The 19,182-nt window shown below is 63.5% G+C and carries 19 protein-coding genes; 10 read left to right on the forward strand and 9 right to left on the reverse strand.

Going from position 1 to position 19,182, the window contains the following annotated elements:
* Nucleotides 1-6: 6 nt before the first annotated feature.
* The 4 genes from CH266_RS08570 to aceA form a co-directional block, all read right to left on the reverse strand.
* Nucleotides 7-1,047, reverse strand: a complete 1,041-nt coding sequence (locus CH266_RS08570; RefSeq protein WP_027498401.1) for an NAD(P)-dependent alcohol dehydrogenase — start codon at nt 1,045-1,047, stop codon at nt 7-9.
* Between the two features lie 96 nt (nt 1,048-1,143).
* A complete protein-coding gene (locus tag CH266_RS08575) occupies nt 1,144-1,419 on the reverse strand; it encodes a hypothetical protein (RefSeq protein WP_027498402.1) in 276 nt (91 codons plus the stop codon).
* A gap of 91 nt (nt 1,420-1,510) precedes the next feature.
* Entirely contained in the window at nt 1,511-2,386 is an 876-nt protein-coding gene (locus CH266_RS08580; RefSeq protein ID WP_032373732.1) for a 3-hydroxybutyryl-CoA dehydrogenase, read from the reverse strand.
* Nucleotides 2,387-2,550: 164 nt separating this feature from the next.
* Nucleotides 2,551-3,840: an isocitrate lyase gene (gene aceA / locus CH266_RS08585; RefSeq protein WP_027498404.1), complete on the reverse strand. Its 1,290-nt coding sequence runs from the start codon at nt 3,838-3,840 to the stop codon at nt 2,551-2,553.
* A 532-nt stretch (nt 3,841-4,372) separates the two neighbouring features.
* On the opposite strand from aceA, the gene CH266_RS08590 reads away from it, so the two are divergent.
* A complete protein-coding gene (locus CH266_RS08590) occupies nt 4,373-5,287 on the forward strand; it encodes a DUF559 domain-containing protein (protein WP_176457041.1) in 915 nt (304 codons plus the stop codon).
* A gap of 85 nt (nt 5,288-5,372) precedes the next feature.
* Here the strand turns inward: CH266_RS08590 and CH266_RS08595 are convergent, their stop codons facing one another.
* Nucleotides 5,373-5,777 carry an SPW repeat domain-containing protein gene (locus CH266_RS08595; protein ID WP_094715097.1) on the reverse strand — a complete coding sequence of 135 codons (405 nt, stop codon included), beginning with the start codon at nt 5,775-5,777 and terminating at the stop codon, nt 5,373-5,375.
* Between the two features lie 148 nt (nt 5,778-5,925).
* Here CH266_RS08595 and ramB point away from each other — a divergent pair, with 148 nt between their 5' ends.
* On the forward strand, nt 5,926-7,338 hold the full coding sequence (gene ramB, locus CH266_RS08600; RefSeq protein ID WP_027498407.1) for an acetate metabolism transcriptional regulator RamB: 1,413 nt from the start codon (nt 5,926-5,928) through the stop codon (nt 7,336-7,338).
* A 17-nt stretch (nt 7,339-7,355) separates the two neighbouring features.
* The gene (locus CH266_RS08605) at nt 7,356-8,129 is read left to right on the forward strand and encodes an LLM class flavin-dependent oxidoreductase (RefSeq protein WP_094715098.1); all 774 of its coding nucleotides are present in this window, start codon (nt 7,356-7,358) and stop codon (nt 8,127-8,129) included.
* A gap of 26 nt (nt 8,130-8,155) precedes the next feature.
* On the opposite strand, the gene CH266_RS08610 is transcribed toward CH266_RS08605, so the two are convergent.
* Complete coding sequence (locus tag CH266_RS08610; RefSeq protein WP_255175871.1) at nt 8,156-9,151, reverse strand: MBL fold metallo-hydrolase; 996 nt, start codon at nt 9,149-9,151, stop codon at nt 8,156-8,158.
* 157 nt (nt 9,152-9,308) lie between these two features.
* Between CH266_RS08610 and CH266_RS08615 the strand changes: the two genes are divergently transcribed.
* On the forward strand, nt 9,309-10,748 hold the full coding sequence (locus CH266_RS08615; protein ID WP_032406492.1) for a gamma-aminobutyraldehyde dehydrogenase: 1,440 nt from the start codon (nt 9,309-9,311) through the stop codon (nt 10,746-10,748).
* Nucleotides 10,745-12,682, forward strand: coding sequence for a primary-amine oxidase (locus CH266_RS08620; RefSeq protein WP_094715099.1), 1,938 nt, complete (start codon nt 10,745-10,747; stop codon nt 12,680-12,682). The genes CH266_RS08615 and CH266_RS08620 overlap by 4 nt, the downstream gene beginning before the upstream one ends.
* A 97-nt stretch (nt 12,683-12,779) precedes the next feature.
* Here the strand turns inward: CH266_RS08620 and CH266_RS08625 are convergent, their stop codons facing one another.
* From CH266_RS08625 to CH266_RS08635, 3 genes are all read right to left on the reverse strand, one after another.
* The gene (locus tag CH266_RS08625; RefSeq protein ID WP_052053133.1) at nt 12,780-13,208 is read right to left on the reverse strand and encodes a hypothetical protein; all 429 of its coding nucleotides are present in this window, start codon (nt 13,206-13,208) and stop codon (nt 12,780-12,782) included.
* A 223-nt stretch (nt 13,209-13,431) separates the two neighbouring features.
* Nucleotides 13,432-13,953 carry a hypothetical protein gene (locus CH266_RS08630; RefSeq protein ID WP_032406495.1) on the reverse strand — a complete coding sequence of 174 codons (522 nt, stop codon included), beginning with the start codon at nt 13,951-13,953 and terminating at the stop codon, nt 13,432-13,434.
* Nucleotides 13,950-14,162, reverse strand: coding sequence for a helix-turn-helix transcriptional regulator (locus tag CH266_RS08635; RefSeq protein ID WP_027498412.1), 213 nt, complete (start codon nt 14,160-14,162; stop codon nt 13,950-13,952). Before CH266_RS08635 ends, CH266_RS08630 begins: the two co-directional genes overlap by 4 nt.
* Before the next feature lie 181 nt (nt 14,163-14,343).
* Here CH266_RS08635 and urtA point away from each other — a divergent pair, with 181 nt between their 5' ends.
* The 5 genes from urtA to urtE all read left to right on the forward strand — a co-directional run bounded on the left by urtA (nt 14,344) and on the right by urtE (nt 19,178).
* A complete protein-coding gene (urtA, locus tag CH266_RS08640; protein WP_032369802.1) occupies nt 14,344-15,621 on the forward strand; it encodes an urea ABC transporter substrate-binding protein in 1,278 nt (425 codons plus the stop codon).
* 72 nt (nt 15,622-15,693) lie between these two features.
* The gene (urtB, locus tag CH266_RS08645) at nt 15,694-16,578 is read left to right on the forward strand and encodes an urea ABC transporter permease subunit UrtB (protein ID WP_032381221.1); all 885 of its coding nucleotides are present in this window, start codon (nt 15,694-15,696) and stop codon (nt 16,576-16,578) included.
* A complete protein-coding gene (gene urtC / locus CH266_RS08650) occupies nt 16,575-17,666 on the forward strand; it encodes an urea ABC transporter permease subunit UrtC (RefSeq protein WP_032381220.1) in 1,092 nt (363 codons plus the stop codon). The genes urtB and urtC overlap by 4 nt, the downstream gene beginning before the upstream one ends.
* Nucleotides 17,663-18,493 (forward strand): urea ABC transporter ATP-binding protein UrtD, encoded by an 831-nt coding sequence (gene urtD, locus CH266_RS08655; RefSeq protein ID WP_027498416.1) that lies wholly within the window; start codon nt 17,663-17,665, stop codon nt 18,491-18,493. Before urtC ends, urtD begins: the two co-directional genes overlap by 4 nt.
* Nucleotides 18,486-19,178, forward strand: coding sequence for an urea ABC transporter ATP-binding subunit UrtE (gene urtE / locus CH266_RS08660; protein WP_032365166.1), 693 nt, complete (start codon nt 18,486-18,488; stop codon nt 19,176-19,178). Before urtD ends, urtE begins: the two co-directional genes overlap by 8 nt.
* Nucleotides 19,179-19,182 lie beyond the last annotated feature (4 nt).

Consider the following 19,182-nt stretch of genomic DNA (forward strand, 5'->3'; position numbering starts at 1 on the left):
AGACAGTTACAGCGTGGCTGCGTCGATCACGAAGCGGTAGCGCACGTCGGACTTGACGACGCGGTCGTATGCCTCGTTGATCTTCTCGGCCGGAATGACCTCGATCTCGGCACCGATGTGGTGCTCGGCGCAGAAGTCCAGCATTTCCTGGGTCTCGGCAATGCCGCCGACCATGGAACCGGCGAACGAGCGACGGTTGGCCAGCAGGTTGAATGCAGGCACCTCGAGGGGCTTCTCGGGAACACCGAGCTCGACGAGGGTTCCGTTGCGGGCCAGCAGTCCCAGGTACTTGCCCATGGGCAGGTTGGCCGAGACGGTGTTGAGAATCAGGTCGAACTTGCCCTGCAGATCCTTGAGCGCGGTGGTGTCCTTGGTGGCGTAGTACTCGTCGGCACCGTAGGCCTTGCCGTCTGCTTCTTTCGCATCCGTCTGGCTCAGCACGGTGACGTGCGCGCCCATGGCGTGAGCGATCTTGACGCCGATGTGTCCGAGGCCGCCCATTCCGATGATGGCGACCTTCTTGTCGGGGCCGGCTCCCCAGTGCTTGAGGGGCGAGTACAGCGTGATGCCTGCGCACAGCAGCGGCGCTGCGACGTCGAGTTCGACGCCTTCCGGGATTCCGAGGACGAACTTCTCGGTGACGACGATCTGGGTGGAGTAGCCGCCGTTGGTGAATTCACCCTCGTAGGTGGTGGAGTTGTACGTCTGGACGACGCCCTTGGTGCAGTACTGCTCGTCGCCGTCGAGACATGCCTCGCACTTGCCGCAGGAGTCGACGAAGCAGCCGACGCCCACGCGGTCGCCGACCTTGCGGGTGGTCACCTCGGAGCCGACCTCGGCCACGATGCCGGCGATCTCGTGTCCGGGAACGACGGGGTACGTGGTGCCGCCCCACTCGTTTCGGGCGGTGTGGATGTCGGAGTGGCAGATCCCCGCGAACTTGACGTCGATGAGGATGTCGTGCGGTCCGACTGCGCGTCGCTCGATCGTCGCCTTCTCGAGCGGAGCGTCCGGAGCGGTGGCCTGGTAAGCGGTAGCTGAAGTCATGTCTACATTGCTACCTACGCATCTGTGTAAGCGCAACACAGCTACCGCTGCGACCAGGCTATTCCTGCTCCGAACGAGTCGTTCGCAACAGTAACGTCAGCTGTTCTTGGCGATATTGACGCCGAGCCATCCAACATACGCTGCCAGACCGACCAGTCCGATCTTGCGGGTCTTGGGGTACGCGATCGCCACGCCGACGGCCAGTTCTGTGGCCCCGTTACGACTGATCCAGGTTCGAGTGTCCTTGGGGAACGGAAGCTTGGTGATTCCCTCGAAGGCCTCCGGCACGACGAAATGGGCCGCGCCTGTAGCGGCCAACCCGATTCCGAATGCCTTGGGCACCAGACCGTTCGACTTCTTGGACTTGCTCACTGACATGCTCCCTGGGATCGATGGATTTGCACCGGCAGACCGACAATAGCGCTCGGCAGGCCGCTGCGCGGCGACCCGCCCGAGACGCCCACTACTTTGCTACGCGGCCGTTCTCGTAGCGGTAGAACCCGGCCCCGGTCTTCTTGCCCGTCTGCCCCGCCTCGACCATGCGCAGCAACAACGGCGGTGCCGCGAACAGCGGCTCGTCGAATTCCGAATACATGGAGTCGGCAATGGACTTGACGGTGTCGAGACCTACGAGATCCGCGAGCGCGAGCGGTCCCATCGGGTGCGCCAAACCCAGAACCGTCGCTTTGTCGACGTCTTCCTTGGTGGCGAATCCCGACTCGACCATGCGGATCGCCGAGAGCAGATACGGAACGAGAAGTGCGTTGACGACGAAGCCCGAGCGATCCGCGGATCTCACCACCTGCTTGCCGAGAACATCTCCGGCGAAGGCTTCGGCGCGGTCGGCCACCGCATCGGACGTTGTACTCGTGGTGACCAGCTCGACGAGCGGCAATACCGGAACCGGATTGAAGAAATGAAGTCCGACGACGCGTTGCGGTGCCGTGGTGGCCGACGCGAGCGTCGTGATCGGAATGGACGAGGTGTTGGACGCGAGCACGGCATTCGCGTCGGACACCACCGCGTCGAGTTCTGCGAATATTGCCGCCTTGATCTCTTCGTCCTCGAGGACTGCTTCGACGACGAGTTGGCGGTCTGCGAAGTCCCCGAGGTCGCAGGTGAACCGCAACCGGGAGGCGGCGTGTTCTCGTTCGCGCTCGGTGATCTTGCCGCTGCTCACTCCGCGGTCCAGTGATTGCAGGATGCGGCTGCGGCCGGCCGTCGCCAGTTCGCGAGTCTGTTCGTAGACCGCCACGTCGACGTGCGCGCGGGCGCAGACCTCTGCGATTCCCGCACCCATCTGTCCGGCTCCGACGATCCCCACCCTCTCCACCGTCACAGCAAACTCCTAGCGAATAATGTTGCAGCACAACAGCTTAAAGCGAGATGAGGGTAACCCTTCCGGGGTACGCCCAGAACCCAGGCGATACAAATCAGGCGGCCCGCAGCGAAACGCTGGGGCCGCCTGACTAGTGCGCTGAAGATCCGGGGAGGCGGGCTAGCTCAGTGGAACTGGCCTTCTTCGGTGGAGCCCTTCAGTGCTGCCGTCGAGGTGTTGGGGTCGACGGTGGTGGCGATGCGGTCGAAGTAGCCCGCGCCGACCTCACGCTGGTGCTTGATGGCGGTGAAGCCACGCTCTTCGGCAGCCTTGAACTCGCGCTCCTGCAGGTCGACGAACGCGGTCATGCCTTCGCGGGCGTAGCCGTGTGCCAGGTCGAACATGCCGTAGTTGAGCGAGTGGAAGCCCGCGAGGGTGATGAACTGGAACTTGAAGCCCATGGCGCCGAGTTCCTTCTGGAACTTCGCGATGGTGGCGTCGTCCAGGTGTGCCTTCCAGTTGAACGAAGGCGAGCAGTTGTAGGCGAGCAGCTGGTCCGGGAATTCGCTGCGAACCGACTCGGAGAACTTCTTGGCGACCTCGAGGTCCGGGACGCCGGTCTCCATCCAGATGAGGTCTGCGTACGGTGCGTAGGCCTTGGCGCGAGCGATGCAGGGCTCGATGCCGTTCTTGACGCCGAAGAAGCCTTCTGCGGTGCGGGTTCCGTCGAGGAACTCGCGGTCACGCTCGTCGACGTCGGAGGTGATCAGCGTGGCTGCCTCGGCGTCGGTGCGGGCGATGATGACCGAGGGGACGTCGGCGACGTCCGAGGCCAGACGGGCGGAGGTCAGGGTGCGGATGTGCTGCTGGGTGGGGATGAGCACCTTGCCACCGAGGTGGCCGCACTTCTTCTCCGATGCGAGCTGGTCTTCCCAGTGCACGCCGGCAGCACCGGCCACGATCATGGCCTTCTGCAGCTCGTATGCGTTCAGTGCGCCACCGAAGCCTGCTTCGGCGTCGGCCACGATGGGTGCAACCCAGTTCTTGACGGACGTGTCGCCCTCGATCTTGGCGATCTCGTCGGCGCGCAGGAGTGCGTTGTTGATGCGACGGACGACCGACGGAACCGAGTTGGCCGGGTAGAGGCTCTGGTCCGGGTAGGTGTGGCCCGAGAGGTTGGCGTCGCCGGCGACCTGCCAGCCGGAGAGGTAGATCGCCTGGAGGCCGGCGCGAATCTGCTGCACGGCCTGGTTGCCGGTGAGGGCACCGAGCGAGTTGATGTAGTCCTCGTTGTTGACGAGATCCCACAGGATCTCGCTGCCGCGGCGAGCGAGTGTGGCTTCTTCGACCACAGTGCCCTGGAGGTCGGAGACCTGCTGCGCGGTGAAGTTACGGGTGACGCCCTTCCAGCGCGGGTTGGTGTCCCAATCCTGCTGAATCTCGGCGGTGGTCTTCGGGGTGCCGGTGGTCGACATCGGAGCTCCAGTCTCTTCTCTGCTTCTCGGCCTGCCGCGAGACGAATCTTCACATCGTTGCCAGGCCCTTCTGGTGTACTCCAAAACAATGGCACACCCGAAAACAGGCGTCTACCAGTTGTTAGTGCCAATCTTGGCTAGCTTTCCAGAGCCCTTTGCTAAGTCTGCAAATTTTCGGGGCTCACATACCTCGCCGATCGGGCAGCGTGGTTACTCGTCGGTAGCGACGAATCCCCAGTTGGTGAACGGAATGAACAAAATTCTTTACGGGACGCTTGTACGGTTTGAATCGAGCGTCTGAATCGAGTCAGAAGACGGCCTGGTAGTGATGGAGGTCACACACGCATCGTCTCACGATGTGGACGCTGCACAAGGGGCTCCACTCGCGATCTCTCGTTGGAGAATCCCCCGTGCGAGTGCGTCGAGTGGAGCAGGAATTGCACCATCCACAAGCATTCGGCCATGCACAGGCCATTCCATTTCCCCAGGTCGAGCGATCAACGCCGTACAGCGAGACACCGATGCTGCAGCCATGACACACCACAACCCCACAGGTCGTTCCGCAGGCTCCACTCTCACCCCCGCAGGTCATTCCGCAGGCTCCACTCCCACCCCCGCAGGCTCCACTCCCACCACCTGGGGGGACCTCGTCGACGCAGGGATTCACCCCAGCACCATCTCGCGTCGCTTCACGCGCGTCCTGCCGACGGTCCACATGCGCGGGGAGCCGTCGACGGTGGACCGTTGTTGGGCCATCACGCTGTGGCGACCCGACGCCGTCCTCAGTCATCGATCGGCCGCGTACCTGCGCGGCTGGACCACCGAACCGACAATGCTCGACGCCACCGTCCCCCGAACTGCGCGGCTGAGACCTCCGTCGTGGCTTCGGCTGCACCGTCGCGAGATGGACTCCACGCTCGTCGACGAGGTCGCAGCGCTGCCCTGCACCATCTCTGCGCAGACGATGCTCGACTGCCTGGCGCTACTCCCCCGCCCCGATGCCGAGTTGCTGATCGACGAGCGCCTGAAGTTCGGAATGGACCCGGCTTCGCTGCTCTGCCTACTCGACCGATTCCCGGGTCGGCACGGGAACGTCGAGCTGGCTCGTCAGGTGCGGCTCGCGGTATCGAGATTTGCGTCGGAGCCCGAGCGCGCCCTGGGCCGCGCAGTGCATCGACTCGGCCTGCGCCTGGAGATGAACGCTGCAGTCGGTCAGTTCGTGTGTGATTTCGTCGACCGCCGCAGCCGAACGATCATCGAAGTCGACGGTCGCGAATTCCACAGTGCAGCAGCCGTATTCAGCAAGGATCGCCGACGACAGAACGCGCTGGTCCTCGATGGCTGGTTGGTGCTGCGCTATTCGGCGTTCGATGTGCTCACCGCGCCTGACGACGTGGCTGCCGAAATCGCAGCGGTGATTCGACGACGACGGGCATCGCGGCGATGACTGCACACAATGCTCCACTTCCCGGGGCGAGCACGAGTCTCATCGCGCACGCCCCAGGGAGTGGAGCATCAGTTGCAGAGAAGGCTCAGATGCGAACGCCGGTGTGCTCGTCGCTGGAGGCCACCACTCGCGAGGTGACCGGCACCCGGCGCGATGCGATGACCCCCAACGCACCCATGGCAGCGATCACGAGTCCGCCGACGATGGCGAACAGGTCCGCGGCCAGCAATCCGGAGGGGAAGACCATCAGCGCGGGTGAGACGGCGAGCAACACACCGAGGCCGACGTGAGTCCAGTGGCTCTGCCTGGACGCGGATCCGATTGCCCAGAGCGCCGACGATGCCGCGAGGATGCCGAGCACCAGGATGGCTCCGGTGACTTCTTGGTCGCCCTGGACGGGAAGCCAGACGGTGGAGGCGACCAGAACGGCCCCGGTGACGAAGACGACGACGTCCCTGACGATTTCCGATGTGCGCTGACGATTGGACATGACCGCTCCTCGAGGTGCGTGATGAATAGCTCGTATATCGGTATACGCCTTTACTTCGGCTAATGTTCCCGACGGTCACCGAATCGTGACCCAGCAGCTAGTTGCGAACGGTGTTAAGGCAATTCTTCGCAGGCGTAGCCTGGCAACCGTGTCCAAGACTTTCGTCGGCGTTCGCCTTCGGCAGCTCCGCAGCGAACGCAGTATGAGCCAGGTATCTCTGGCGCAGAAGCTGGGTATCTCGGCCAGCTATCTCAACCAGATCGAACACGACGTACGCCCGTTGACGGTTCCGGTTCTGCTGCGCATCTCGGAGGTCTTCGGCGTCGACACCTCGTTCTTCTCCTCCGAGGACGACACCAGGTTGGTTGCCGAGTTGCGCGAGGTCGCACTCGATCAGGACATGGGCATCGATGCCGATCCGCACGAGATCGCGCAGATGGTCAGCTCGCACCCACAGCTGGCTCGGGCAATGGTCAATATGCATCGCCGATACCGCAATACGACGGCTCAGCTGTTGGCAGCGACCGAGGAACGCTTCTCCGACGGCAGTGGCAGCGGCTCGATCAGCAAGCCGCACGAAGAGGTGCGCGACTACTTCTATCAACGACAGAACTATCTGCACGAATTGGATACCGCCGCAGAGGCATTGACGTCGAGAATTCGGTTCCATCGCGCCGATGTGGGCGGTGAGATCGCGAAGCGGTTGCGCACGGTGCACGACGTGCAGATCGTCAATCGCATCGACCTCGGTGAGAACGTGTTGCATCGGTTCGACCCGCAGACAAGGGTATTGGAGATTTCTCCTCACCTCTCCGGCGGGCAGAAGGTGTTCAAGTTCGCCGCCGAGCTCGCTTATCTCGAATGCGGTGATCTGTTGAACAAGATGGCCGACGAGGGAAACTTCACGAGCGAGGCGTCGAAGAAATTGGCGGTGCTCGGGTTCGCCAACTATTTCGCGGCCGCGACGGTGTTGCCGTATCACCAGTTCCACGATGTCGCCGAGGATTTCCGATACGACATCGAGCGGCTGTCGGCCTTCTTCTCGGTGAGTTACGAGACCATCTGTCACCGACTCTCCACGCTGCAGCGCCCCGAGATGCGCGGTGTTCCGTTCTCGTTCGTCCGAGTCGATCGCGCCGGCAACATGTCGAAACGACAGTCCGCCACCGGCTTTCACTTCTCCTCCAGCGGCGGCACGTGCCCTCTGTGGAACGTGTACGAGACGTTCGCGTATCCCGGCAAGATCATGACGCAGATCGCCGAGATGCCCGACGGCCGCAACTACCTGTGGATCGCGCGGACGGTGGAACGCCGCGCCGCTCGATACGGGCAGCCCGGCAAGACTTTTGCCATCGGCCTCGGTTGCGAACTGCGCCATGCCGGACGGCTCGTCTATGCCGATGGACTGGACGTGCAGGGCTCGGCGGTCGCAACTCCGATCGGAGCGGGTTGCCGGGTCTGCGAACGCTCGAACTGCCCGCAGCGTGCGTTTCCGCCGCTCGGCAAGGATCTCGACATAGACGAGCACCGAAGCTCGGTGTCCCCGTACCTCGTTCGCTGAGTAGAAAGAGAATTTCCATGACCCGAATCGGCGTTGTACTCCGGCCCGAGATCGCACCGGAGGCGCTGGTCGACGCGGCTCGCGCAGCCGATGCCGCGGGCGTCGACGAGGTCTGGCTGTGGGAAGACTGCTTCTTCTCCGGCGGGCTGTCCACTGCTGCACTGATTCTCGCGAGCACCGATCGCGTGAACGTCGGCATCGGGGTGTTGCCCACTCCGATGCGGAACGTCGCGTCGACGGCCATGGAGATCGCGACCGTCGCTCGGGTCCATCCGGGCCGGCTCCGCGTGGGGCTCGGCCACGGCGTCCAGTCGTGGATGGGCCAGATCGGCGCGCGAGTGCAGTCTCCGCTGACGTTGCTCGACGAGCAGATGACGGCGCTCACCGCGCTGTTGGCGGGCGAGAGCGTCACCGTGCAGGGTCGGTACGTCTCGCTCGACAATGTGCAGCTCGATTGGCCTCCGCTGCAGGCACCTCCACTGCTCGTCGGGGCGACAGGCCCGAAAACCCTTGCTCTGAGCGGCCGCAGGAGTGTCGGCACCATTCTCACGAGCGAGACGGACCCGGATCAGCTGCGGACTGCTGTCGGGCATATCGCCGCGGGGCCGGGGCACGACATCGTCGTCTATGTCGCCGTCGGATCCGATTCCGATGCCGCCATGAGCAACCTGCAGCGCTGGATCGATGCGGGCGCGACCACTGTTGTACTCGAACCGTCTGCACAACAACCGGATCCGACCCCACTGTTCGCGCACGCCGCGTCCTTGACGACGGAGTTAGGAGCCCAGTAACCAGCAGCCTCACCGAAAGGCTGACACTAGCGCTCCCGCAGATACCGTCCCGCGTCGGCGAACGCGCGTGCTCGACGCGTCAGCGTGGGTGGCGCAGCGGGTTCGCCTCGCCACAGGCGGTAGAGCGTGCTCATGCTGAGGATGAGTCGCTCGGGCGAATCCCAGTGCGCGTAATGGCCGAATTCGGGTGATTTGAGCAGGTTCAGGGCGGCCTCGGTGGAGCCGAGGCCCGCGTCGAAGCACGCTCGTCCGGCCTCGGCCACCCAGGTCCAGTAGCTGCGCACGGCGCGTATTTCGTCGGTGCCGCACAGGGGTCCGTGGCCGGGGACGTACACGTCGGCGTCGAGTTCGAGGAGGTGGTCGAGGGCGTCGATCCAGTTCTGCAGAGGGCCGTGCCAGAGCACCGGGGTGGCGTCGATGAAGAGCAGGTCGCCCGCGAACACGACCCCCACGTCCGAGAGGTGCGCGATGAGATCGCCTTCGGTGTGCGCCGGACCGAGGTAGCGCAGGTGCACCGATCGTCCTGCGACATCGATGGTTTCGGTGGTTTCGAAGGTGTGATCAGGCAGGCGGGGCAGCGCCGACGGAAACAGCGCATCGCCGCGAACACGGTTCATGTAGGAGCCCATGGCACCGATCGGTCCCGGCACCCAGCCGACTGCCTTGCCGAAGGACGCGAATGCGGATACTCCCTTCGGCGGGGTCTCCTCCTTCATCGCGTGCAGCGACGCCGCACTGGTGGTGATCCGTGCGGAGGCGGGCACGCTGTCGTTTCCCCACCAGTGATCACCGTCCGAATGCGTGTTGAGGACCTCGGTGATCGGTGCGGCGGCAACCAACTCGGCGGTGTCGGCGGCAACCCGCTCGGCCCAGTTCACGTCCCAGACGGTGTCGATCAGCATCGACGCCGAACTGGGTGCCACGACGAGCCCGGTGTTGGTCTGCCCCCAACTGCCCGGTGGACGCATGAAGGCCCAGGTGTCGTCGGCGATCTGCTGGTATCCCACCTCGGTGTTTCGCACTGCCACAGGCTATCCGCTCAGCATCTCCTGTACTTGCTTGTTCTTCTGACGTTTCGTCCTGATTACTCGCATCGTCGTGTACATCTTGTCGGGTGGCAAAGTCTCGTCCGTGGGTGCAGGCTTTGCAGAACCGAAATAGTCGACGCTAGGGGTTGTGATGACGGTGCCTGTCCTGCAGAACTACATCGACGGGGCATTCGTGACGCCCTCGGGTACCGAGATGCTCGATGTCGTCAGTCCGGTGGACGAGTCGGTGGTCGCTCGCGCTCCGATTTCCGATGCTGCCGATGTCGATGCCGCAATGTCGGCTGCCGCCAAAGCTTTCGAGACCTGGGGCAAGACGACTCCGAGTGAGCGGCAGAAGGTACTGCTGAAGCTCGCCGATGCCATCGAGGCCCACAGCGACGAGATCGTCGAGGCGCAGAGTCGCAACACCGGTCAGCCGAAGGCCACCATCGCCGCCGAGGAAGTCACCGTCGGAGCAGATCAGATTCGGTTCTTCGCCGGGGCTGCACGGATGCTCGAGGGCAAGTCGGCCGGCGAGTACATGGACGGGTTCACCTCGTACGTACGCCGCGAGCCGATCGGCGTCGTGGGGCAGGTGACGCCGTGGAACTACCCGTTCATGATGGCGATCTGGAAGATCGGGCCTGCGCTCGCGGCCGGCAACACCGTCGTCCTCAAGCCGAGCGACACCACCCCCGAGAGCACCCTGGTGCTGGCGAAATTGTCGAAGGGCATCGTCCCCGACGGCGTGCTGAACATCGTGCTCGGCAACGGCGGCACCGGCGCCGCCATCGTCGAACACAAGACCCCCGGCCTGGTCTCGATCACCGGTTCGGTGCGGGCAGGCATCGCCGTAGCCGTCGCCGCTGCCAAGCAGCTCAAGCGCGCGCACCTCGAACTGGGCGGCAAGGCACCGGCCATCGTGTTCGACGACGTCGACATCACCAAGGCCGCCGACGGCATTGCCGAGGCCGCGTTCTTCAACGCCGGCCAGGACTGCACGGCGGTCACTCGCGTGTTGGTACACGAGTCGGTACACGACTCGCTCGTCGACGCACTCGTCGCCAAGGCGAAGACACTGAAGGTCGGATTGCCCGACGACCCCGACACCTTCCTCGGCCCACTGAACAACGTCAACCACTTCGGCCAGGTCAGCTCCAAGGTCGACGGTATCGGCGCGCACGCCACCATCGTCACCGGCGGAAAGCGCATCGGCGACAAGGGATTCTTCTACGAGCCCACGATCATCACGGGCGTGCAGCAAGCCGATCCCATCGTGCAGGAGGAGACGTTCGGCCCGGTGCTGACGGTGCAGAAGTTCTCCGACGAGGCAGAGGCGATCGAACTTGCCAATGACGTCGACTTCGGTCTCGCGTCGAGCGTCTGGACGTCCGATCATGCTCGCACGCTTCGCATTTCGGCGGCTCTGGACTTCGGTGCCGTCTGGGTCAACTGCCACATCCCGTTGGTGGCCGAGATGCCGCACGGTGGCTTCAAGTACTCCGGTTACGGCAAGGACCTCTCGGCCTACGGCGTGGACGATTACACCCGCATCAAGCACGTGATGAGCTCGACGGAGACCATCGCATGACACTTCATCCCCTGGACCCACTCTCGAGCGACGAGTTCTCCGCCGTCGCCGAGGTTCTGGGCCGGGAACACGGTGTCGGCGACGGGTGGCGATTCGCCTCGATCGAGATGATCGAACCGTCCAAGTCCGAGGTCGCCGCGTTCGATGCGGACGGTACCGTCCCCGCCCGTCGCGCAGTCTCGGTGGTGTTGAACCGCGCCGAGAACAGCACGTTCAAGGCCGTGGTGTCACTGGACAACAGGAGCACCGAATCCTGGACCCACATCCCGGACGTGCAGCCCAACTTCACCGTCGACGAGTGGGAAGAGGCCGACGCGGCGCTGCGTGCACACCCCGATGTGATTGCCGCGCTTGCCGATCGCGGGATCACCGATCTCGATCTGGTGTTCATGGACACCTGGACGTACGGCGAGGCGGTGACGCCCGAGAAGTACAAGGGTCGACGCCTGGGCTGGTCCGACACGTGGGTCAAAGCCGCAGAGGGTGCCAATCCGTACGCGGGGCCGGTGGGCGGCTTCCACTGCGTCATCGACGCCAACACGATGGAACTGCTCGAAATCGAGGACACCTACCGCGTCGAGCGGCCGGAGATCATGGGCGAGTATGTACCCCGCCATATTCCGGAGCGCATCCGCAACGCCAGCAGCCGTCCGCCGCTGAAGCCACTCGAGATCACCCAGCCGGACGGCCCGTCGTTCGAGCTGGACGGCAACAAGCTGACGTGGCAGAACTGGTCGCTGCGTGTGGGGTTCAACTACCGCGAGGGCATGACGCTGCACGCGGTCACCTACGACGACAACGGGAACACGCGATCCGTCGCGAACCGAATGTCGTTCGCGGAGATGGTCGTTCCGTATCGTGACCACACCGAGGACCACTATCGGCGCACCGCATTCGACATCGGCGAGTGGGGCCTGGGCTTCATGACCACCTCGCTCGAGCTCGGCTGCGATTGCCTCGGTGAGATCCGGTACCTCGATGCCGTGCTGCACAACAGCAAAGGCGAGCCGTACACGATCACCAACGCGATCTGCATCCACGAGGAAGACAACGCGGTGCTGTGGAAGCACGTCGATCACGACGCCGGGGCAGAGGTGCGTCGGATGCGCCGTCTCACCGTCAGCTTCCACGCCACCGTCGCCAACTACGAGTATCTCGTCTACTGGCGCTTCTATCAGGACGGCAACATCGAGTGCGAGGTGCGCGCCACCGGCATCATGGTCGTCACCCACTTCGAGGAGGGCGGCACCCATCCGTCGGGCACGCTGATCGACAATCGCACGTATGCGCCGTACCACCAGCACTTCCTGGTCGCCCGGCTCGATCTGGACATCGACGGCACCGAGAACACCGTCTATTCCAGCCAGACCCAAATGGTTTCGATGGGTCCCGACAATCCGTACGGCCTGGCCCTGACGCAAGTGAACACCCCGCTCACCACCGAGTCCGAGGGCAAGCAGGATTACGACTGGAACACGCAGAAGGCATGGAAGGTGGTCAACGACAACGTCACCAACGGTCTCGGCACCCGGCCCGCGTACAAGTTGGTGCCCGGCTCGGCGATTCCGGCGATGTTCGATCCGGCGTCGCCGATCTTCCAGCGTTCCCAGGTGATCGGTCACACCGTATGGGTCACGCCCAATTCACCCGACGAGCGTTGGCCCAGTGGCGAGTTCGTCAATCAGAGTGGCGTCGACCATGGCCTCCCCGAGTGGACCGAGAAGAACCGTTCGATCGAGAACACCGATGTGGTGGTCTGGTACACCTTCGGCATCCATCACATCACCAGGCCCGAGGACTGGCCGGTGATGCCGTCCGACACCGTCTCGTTCTGGCTCAAGCCTTTCGGCTTCTTCGACCGCAACCCCTCGCTCGACGTCGCACCATCGGAGCCGAAGCACTGCCACACCGATCCCGGCAGCACCTGTCACTGACTGGCGCGACCTGACGGCAGCGAGGACCGACAACGAAGCGAAGCGGCGCGTAGCTCACCTGAGCTACGCGCCGCTTCGCTGTCCTATGAGCCGAGGTTTAGGAGCTGCGCCGAACCTCGAACTGCTCGCCGACGACAGCAGTCTGCGATTCGGTGACGCAATCCAGGCGTCCGTCCAGACGCAGCGAGACGTTGTACTCACCCGGCTTGAGCGCGAACGTGGTGATCGTGATGCTTGTCGCGTTGTCTTCCACGACGACGCGTGGGCTCAACGACAGCATGCCGTTGTGCAGGACCTCGCATACCTGACCCGGAAAAACGTTGTCCACATCGACGGTGATGGTTCTGGGGCCGCCCAGAACCTCGATCGTGGGAGTGCTCGACCCTACGAGTCTGAGGTAGCTCTTTTCTCTGCGCACGGTCTCGACTTCCCTGTTTGCATGCTCCACCGGAAGGTGGACGCCCGACACGGTCTCGTTGGTACTTCGTGGCGCGACGGAGGACGGATTGGTATTACACGTCGTCATCGCCGTCCACCCGAGCCTCCCTTTACATCGAACGTGCATCCGTCCGCGTTACCGAAACCGCCGCCGAACAGCACCCCTACAGCCGCAACACCGGGAAATCGCGATGTCATCGGTCAGAACATACCCTCCGGCCTGCAAATCTGCGAAACGGAGACGGTCCAACCGAAGCCTTTACGCATCCTTGCACCCTGTAACAGATCGTGCGACACATTCGAGACCCAATTCATTCGTCCGTATCGAAAGCCCGCTGCTCGGCCAGCTCGGCGGCATGCTCGGCCTTTCGCTGCCGGAGCTGATGCATCTTCACACCCACGACTACGGCAGCCAGGCCCACGGGTGCACCTATTGCGGCTCCGATCGCGACAGACCCGAGGTCACCGCCACCGTAATGAGCAAGCAGACGAATCATTGCGCCGCCGCCGGTGAGAAAAAGCAGCACGCCCGCCAATGCGATTCGAGCGCGCCGGAGTTCCTGCGAGGTGTACATGTCGATCCCCCGCGCGCGGGCGTATGCCAACACCACGTTCGCGACGGCCGTCAGAGCCACGAAGATTCCCAATGCCACCCAGGCCCCGGTGACACCCGCCGCGAAGGGCAGTACAGCGCCGACGATCATTCCGATCCACAGCAGGGATTGGAATCCGACGGCCGAGGCCTCGTTCCAGATGTCGCGTTGTAGTTCGTCGGCGTAGAAGTCGTCGTCCAGATCTCCCACGAAGCGGGCAGCTTTGGTGAATGCGCTCATGTTCGTTTCCCTTCGTCGTCGCCGAACAGTGTTTCGACTGTCGTGTCGAGTGCTCGGGCCAGTCGCAGTGCCAGGTACACGCTCGGTGCGTAGTCGCCGCCCTCGACGGAGACGATGCTCTGCCGGCTGACTCCGCAGATGGTGCCGAGTTCGGCCTGCGTGATGCGTGCCTGTTTGCGATGCGCGCGAACGTTGTTGGATCCGGGCATGACAAAAAGTCAACTCCGCTTGTCACAAAATGTCAAGCAGTCTTGTCATTAGCTCGCCTTTACCTAGTCGTAACGCGAGAAACAGACTCGTCACCGCAGAAAATACCAATGCAATAAGTTGCCTTTACTGTTCGCAATCGCGAATACATCTCCGTATACACACTTTCCGAAAGGGCCGTAGATGCCTGCTGTCTCGAAGCGCATGTCCGTCAAGCGCGTCATGGTCGTTCCCGCAGCACTGGCTGCATTGAGCCTGGTTGCCACTGCATGCGGTAGCAAGGCGAGCGACACCACCACCGCCGAGGGCGGCGGAGGCTCGTCCACCTCGTGTGTGGACACCTCCGGTGACACCATCAAGGTCGGCTCGCTCAACTCCCTGTCCGGCACGATGGCGATCAGCGAAGTGACAGTGCGTGATTCGATCGCACTGGCCGTCGAGCAGATCAACGCGGCCGGTGGCGTCAACGGAAAGCAGATCGAGGTCGTCGCAGAGGACGGCGCATCCGAGCCGACCGTGTTCGCCGAGAAGGCCGAGAAACTCATCAGCAGCGACTGTGTCGCAGCAGTTTTCGGTGGCTGGACGTCATCGTCGCGCAAGGCGATGCTGCCGGTGTTCGAGGACAACGACGCACTCCTCTACTACCCCGTGCAGTACGAGGGCCTCGAGGCGTCGAAGAACATCTTCTACACCGGAGCCACCACCAACCAGCAGATCATCCCGGCCCTGGACTACCTGAAGGAGAAGGGCGTCAAGTCCCTCTACCTGGTGGGCAGCGACTACGTGTTCCCGCAGACCGCCAACCGCGAGATCAAGGCGTATGCGGCCGCCAACGGTATCGAGATCAAGGGCGAGGATTACACCCCGCTCGGTTCGACGGACTTCTCCACCATCGTCAACAAGGTGCGCTCCGCCGACGCCGATGCCGTGTTCAACACGCTCAACGGTGATTCCAACGTTGCATTCTTCCGTGAGTACACAAACGCCGGCCTGAAAGCTGCTGACATGCCGGTCATCTCGGTGTCCATCGCCGAGGAAGAGGTGGCGGGCATCGGAGCCGCGAACATCGCGGGCCAGCTGACTGCCTGGAACTACTACCAGACCGTCGACAGCCCGGAGAACACCAAGTTCGTCGCCGACTACAAGGCGAAGTACGGTGCCGACAAGCCCACCTCGGACCCCATGGAAGCCGCGTACACCTCGGTATACCTGTGGAAGAACACCGTCGAGAAGGCAAATTCGTTCGCGGTGGCCGACATTCAGGCCGCAGCCGACGGTGTCAGCTTCGCCGCTCCCGAGGGCGAGGTCGTCATCGACGGCGACAACCACCACATCTCCAAGACCGCACGCATCGGTGAGATCCGGCCCGACGGCTTGATCTACACGGTGTGGGAGTCCCCCGAGGCCATCGCTCCAGACCCGTTCCTCGAGACCTACGACTGGGCCTCCGACCTCAACTGACCACCACCCATGTGAGTGGAACTTCGTAGCCTGCTACGAAGTTCCACTCACATGCTCCGAAGGAGCTCCCCCATGGACGTCGTGATCGGACAGTTGTTCACCGGCCTGTCGATCGGATCCATTCTCTTGCTCGCCGCCCTCGGGCTCTCACTGACGTTCGGTCAGATGGGCGTCATCAACATGGCGCACGGCGAGTTCATCATGGCCGGCTCGTACACGGCATACGTAGTGCAGCAGATCGTCTCGACCGGCGGCGCATCACTGCTCATCTCGCTGATCGTCGGCTTTCTCGTCGGCGGCGCGATGGGTGTGCTGCTCGAGGTCACGCTGATCCAGCGCATGTACCACCGTCCACTGGACACCCTGCTCGTCACGTTCGGCGTCGGGCTCATCCTGCAGCAGCTCGCTCGCGACATCTTCGGTGCCCCGGCGGTCAACGTCGTCTCCCCGGAATGGCTCAGCGGCGGCGTCGACATCCTCGGTGCCGTGGTGCCCAAGACCCGAATCTTCATTCTCGTGCTGGCGGTCGTCGCCGTTGTCGCACTGTCGATCGCGCTGAAGAAGACCGCAATGGGTCGACGCATCCGCGCGGTGGTGCAGAACCGCGATCTCGCGGAAACCTCGGGCATCTCGAGCCGCCGGACCGACATCTCGACGTTCTTCCTCGGCTCCGGTTTGGCGGGCGTCGCGGGCGTGGCACTGACTCTGATCGGATCCACGAGTTCCACTGTGGGACAGAGCTATCTGATCGACGCCTTCCTGGTGGTCGTCGTCGGTGGACTCGGCCAGATCAAGGGCGCGGTGATCGCTGCCTTCGCCCTCGGAATCCTCAACTCGTTCATCGAATACAGCACCACCGCGTCGATCGCCAAGGTCATCGTGTTCGTCCTCATCGTGATCTTCCTGCAGGCCCGCCCGCAGGGCTTGTTCGCCGTCAAGACAAGGAGCCTGGTATGAGCGAGTTCATCGCCAAGCGCGGCGCTCTGCTGGGTTTCGCGCTCGCCGCAATCCTGTTGTTCGCTGTGGCGCCCGCTGTCCTCAGCGACTTCCGGTTGAATCTGCTGGGCAAGTTCATCTGCTACGCAATCGTGGCTGTCGGTATCGGATTGGCCTGGGGCCGAGGCGGAATGCTCACCCTCGGCCAGGGTGTCTTCTTCGGCATCGGTGCCTACATCATGGCCATGCATCTGAAGATCTCCGACGCCGATCTGCGCGGCGACGCGGTACCGGACTTCATGTCCATCGCCGGTATCCGTGAATTGCCCTCGTACTGGCTGCCGTTCACCTCGCCCATCACGACGATCCTGGGCATCCTGTTCGTGCCGGCGCTGGTGGCGTTGGTGCTCGGCCTAGGCGTGTTCAAGCGTCGCGTCAAGGGCGCGTACTTCGCGATCCTCAGTCAGGCACTGGCCGCCGCCTTCGCGATCCTGCTCATCGGACAGCAGACCACCGGTGGATCCAACGGGCTCAACAGGTTCCGCACGTTTTTCGGGTTCAACCTCAACGACCCGGCCAACAAGCAGATGCTGTTCTTCATCGCTGCCGGCGTACTGCTCGTCGTCGTCGCCATCACCCGCCAGCTGATGTATTCGCGCTACGGCGAACTACTGGTGGCCGTCCGCGATCAGGAAGAGCGAGTGCGCTTCCTCGGCTACGACCCGGCGAACGTGAAGATCGTCGCGTACGTCGCCGCAGCGTTCTTCGCCGGTCTCGCCGGGGCGCTGTTCGTCCCGATCGTCGGCATCATCTCCCCCAACGACGTCGGCATCGTTCCGTCCATCGCGTTTCTCATCGGCGTCGCCATCGGCGGCCGCACCACTCTGCTCGGCCCGGTTCTCGGCGCGCTCGGAGTCGCGTGGGCGCAGACCACGCTGTCCGAGCAGTTCCCGTCCGGTTGGACGTACGCGCAGGGTCTGCTGTTCGTCGTGGTCGTCGGATTCTTCCCCGCCGGCTTCGCCGGACTCTTCGCACTGCGCAAGCGAAAGAAAGAGCCCGAATCGGTCCCCGAGGCCAGCGCGGAACCAGAGAAAGAGCTCACACGATGATCCATGTCGAAGGCCCGCAGCCCACGTTCGGCGGCAACGCCGGCATGTCCAGTCAGTACCTCGAAGTCCGCGATCTGACAGTCAGTTTCGACGGCTTCAAGGCCAACACCAACGTCGATCTGACGCTGATGCAGGGCGATCTTCGCTTCCTCATCGGACCGAACGGAGCCGGCAAGACCACGCTGATCGACGCCATCACCGGTCTCGTTCCGGCCACCGGCTCGGTCACCAAGTCCGGAGTGGAACTGCTGGGCAAGAAGGTGCATCAGATCGCCCGGCTCGGTATCGGTCGAACCTTCCAGACGGCCAGCATCTTCGAAAATTTGACGGTGCTGCAGAACCTGGACATCGCCGCTGGGTCCGGACGATCCGTGCTGACGATGTTGCGCCGTCGGGCATCGGTTCTGCCGCAGATCGAGGAGGCCCTCGAAACGATCGGCCTGACGGCCCAGAGAGACAAGGCCGCAGGAATTCTGGCGCACGGCCAGAAGCAGTGGCTGGAGATCGGAATGTTGTTGGTGCAGAACGCCGATGTGCTCCTTCTCGACGAGCCGGTCGCCGGCATGAGCCACGAGGAACGTGAGGAGACGGGCCAGCTGCTGCAACGCATCGGCGGTGAACGGACCGTGGTGGTGGTGGAGCACGACATGGACTTCATGCGGATGTTCGCGACCTCGGTGACAGTACTGGCGGCCGGACGCGTTCTGGCCGAGGGCACCGTGGCCGAGGTGCAGGCCGATCCGAAGGTTCAGCAGGTCTACCTCGGCACCGCCGCGGCGGGCGAGGAACTCGAGCACATCGCAGAAGAGGGAGCCGATCATGCTTGAACTGGTCGACGTCAGAACAGGTTACGGCCGCAGCGAGGTCGTTCACGGTGCGTCGCTGACGGTTCCGGCCGACGGTGTCGCGGCGGTGATGGGCCACAACGGTGCGGGCAAGACGACGCTGCTGCGCGCGGCGGTCGGGCTGTTGAAAGTGAACTCGGGCAAGGTCATGTTCGACGGTGAGGACGTCAGTGCGTTGCGGCCCAGCGCCCGCGTCGCCCGCGGACTGGCGTACGTGCCACAGGGCCAGCAGTCGTTCGGTCAGTTGACGACAGCGGAGAATCTGCAGGTGGTGGCCGACGGGCGCAGGCGCGGCAAGGCACTGATCGACGAGGCACTCGACCTCTTTCCGGCGCTGAAGGAATTGCTGAATCGCAGAGCCGGCCTACTGTCCGGCGGCCAGCGCCAACAGCTCGCCATCGCACGAGCATTGATCACCGAACCGCGGATGCTGATTCTCGACGAGCCGACCGAGGGTATTCAGCCGTCGGTCGTCGCCGAGATCGAGCGCACCGTCATCGAGCTCACCCGCCGCGGCGGTCTCGGAGTTCTGTTGGTGGAGCAGCACATCGGCTTCGCATTGGAATCTGCCCAGAAGTACTACATTCTCGAGGCCGGCCGGATCACGTCCACCGGTGTGGGCGGATCCGATTCCGAGGCCGACGTGCGCGCAGCCATGGCGATCTGACCGG

Source organism: Rhodococcus sp. 06-1474-1B, assembly GCF_002258885.1.
In the GTDB taxonomy this organism is placed as follows: domain Bacteria; phylum Actinomycetota; class Actinomycetes; order Mycobacteriales; family Mycobacteriaceae; genus Rhodococcoides; species Rhodococcoides fascians.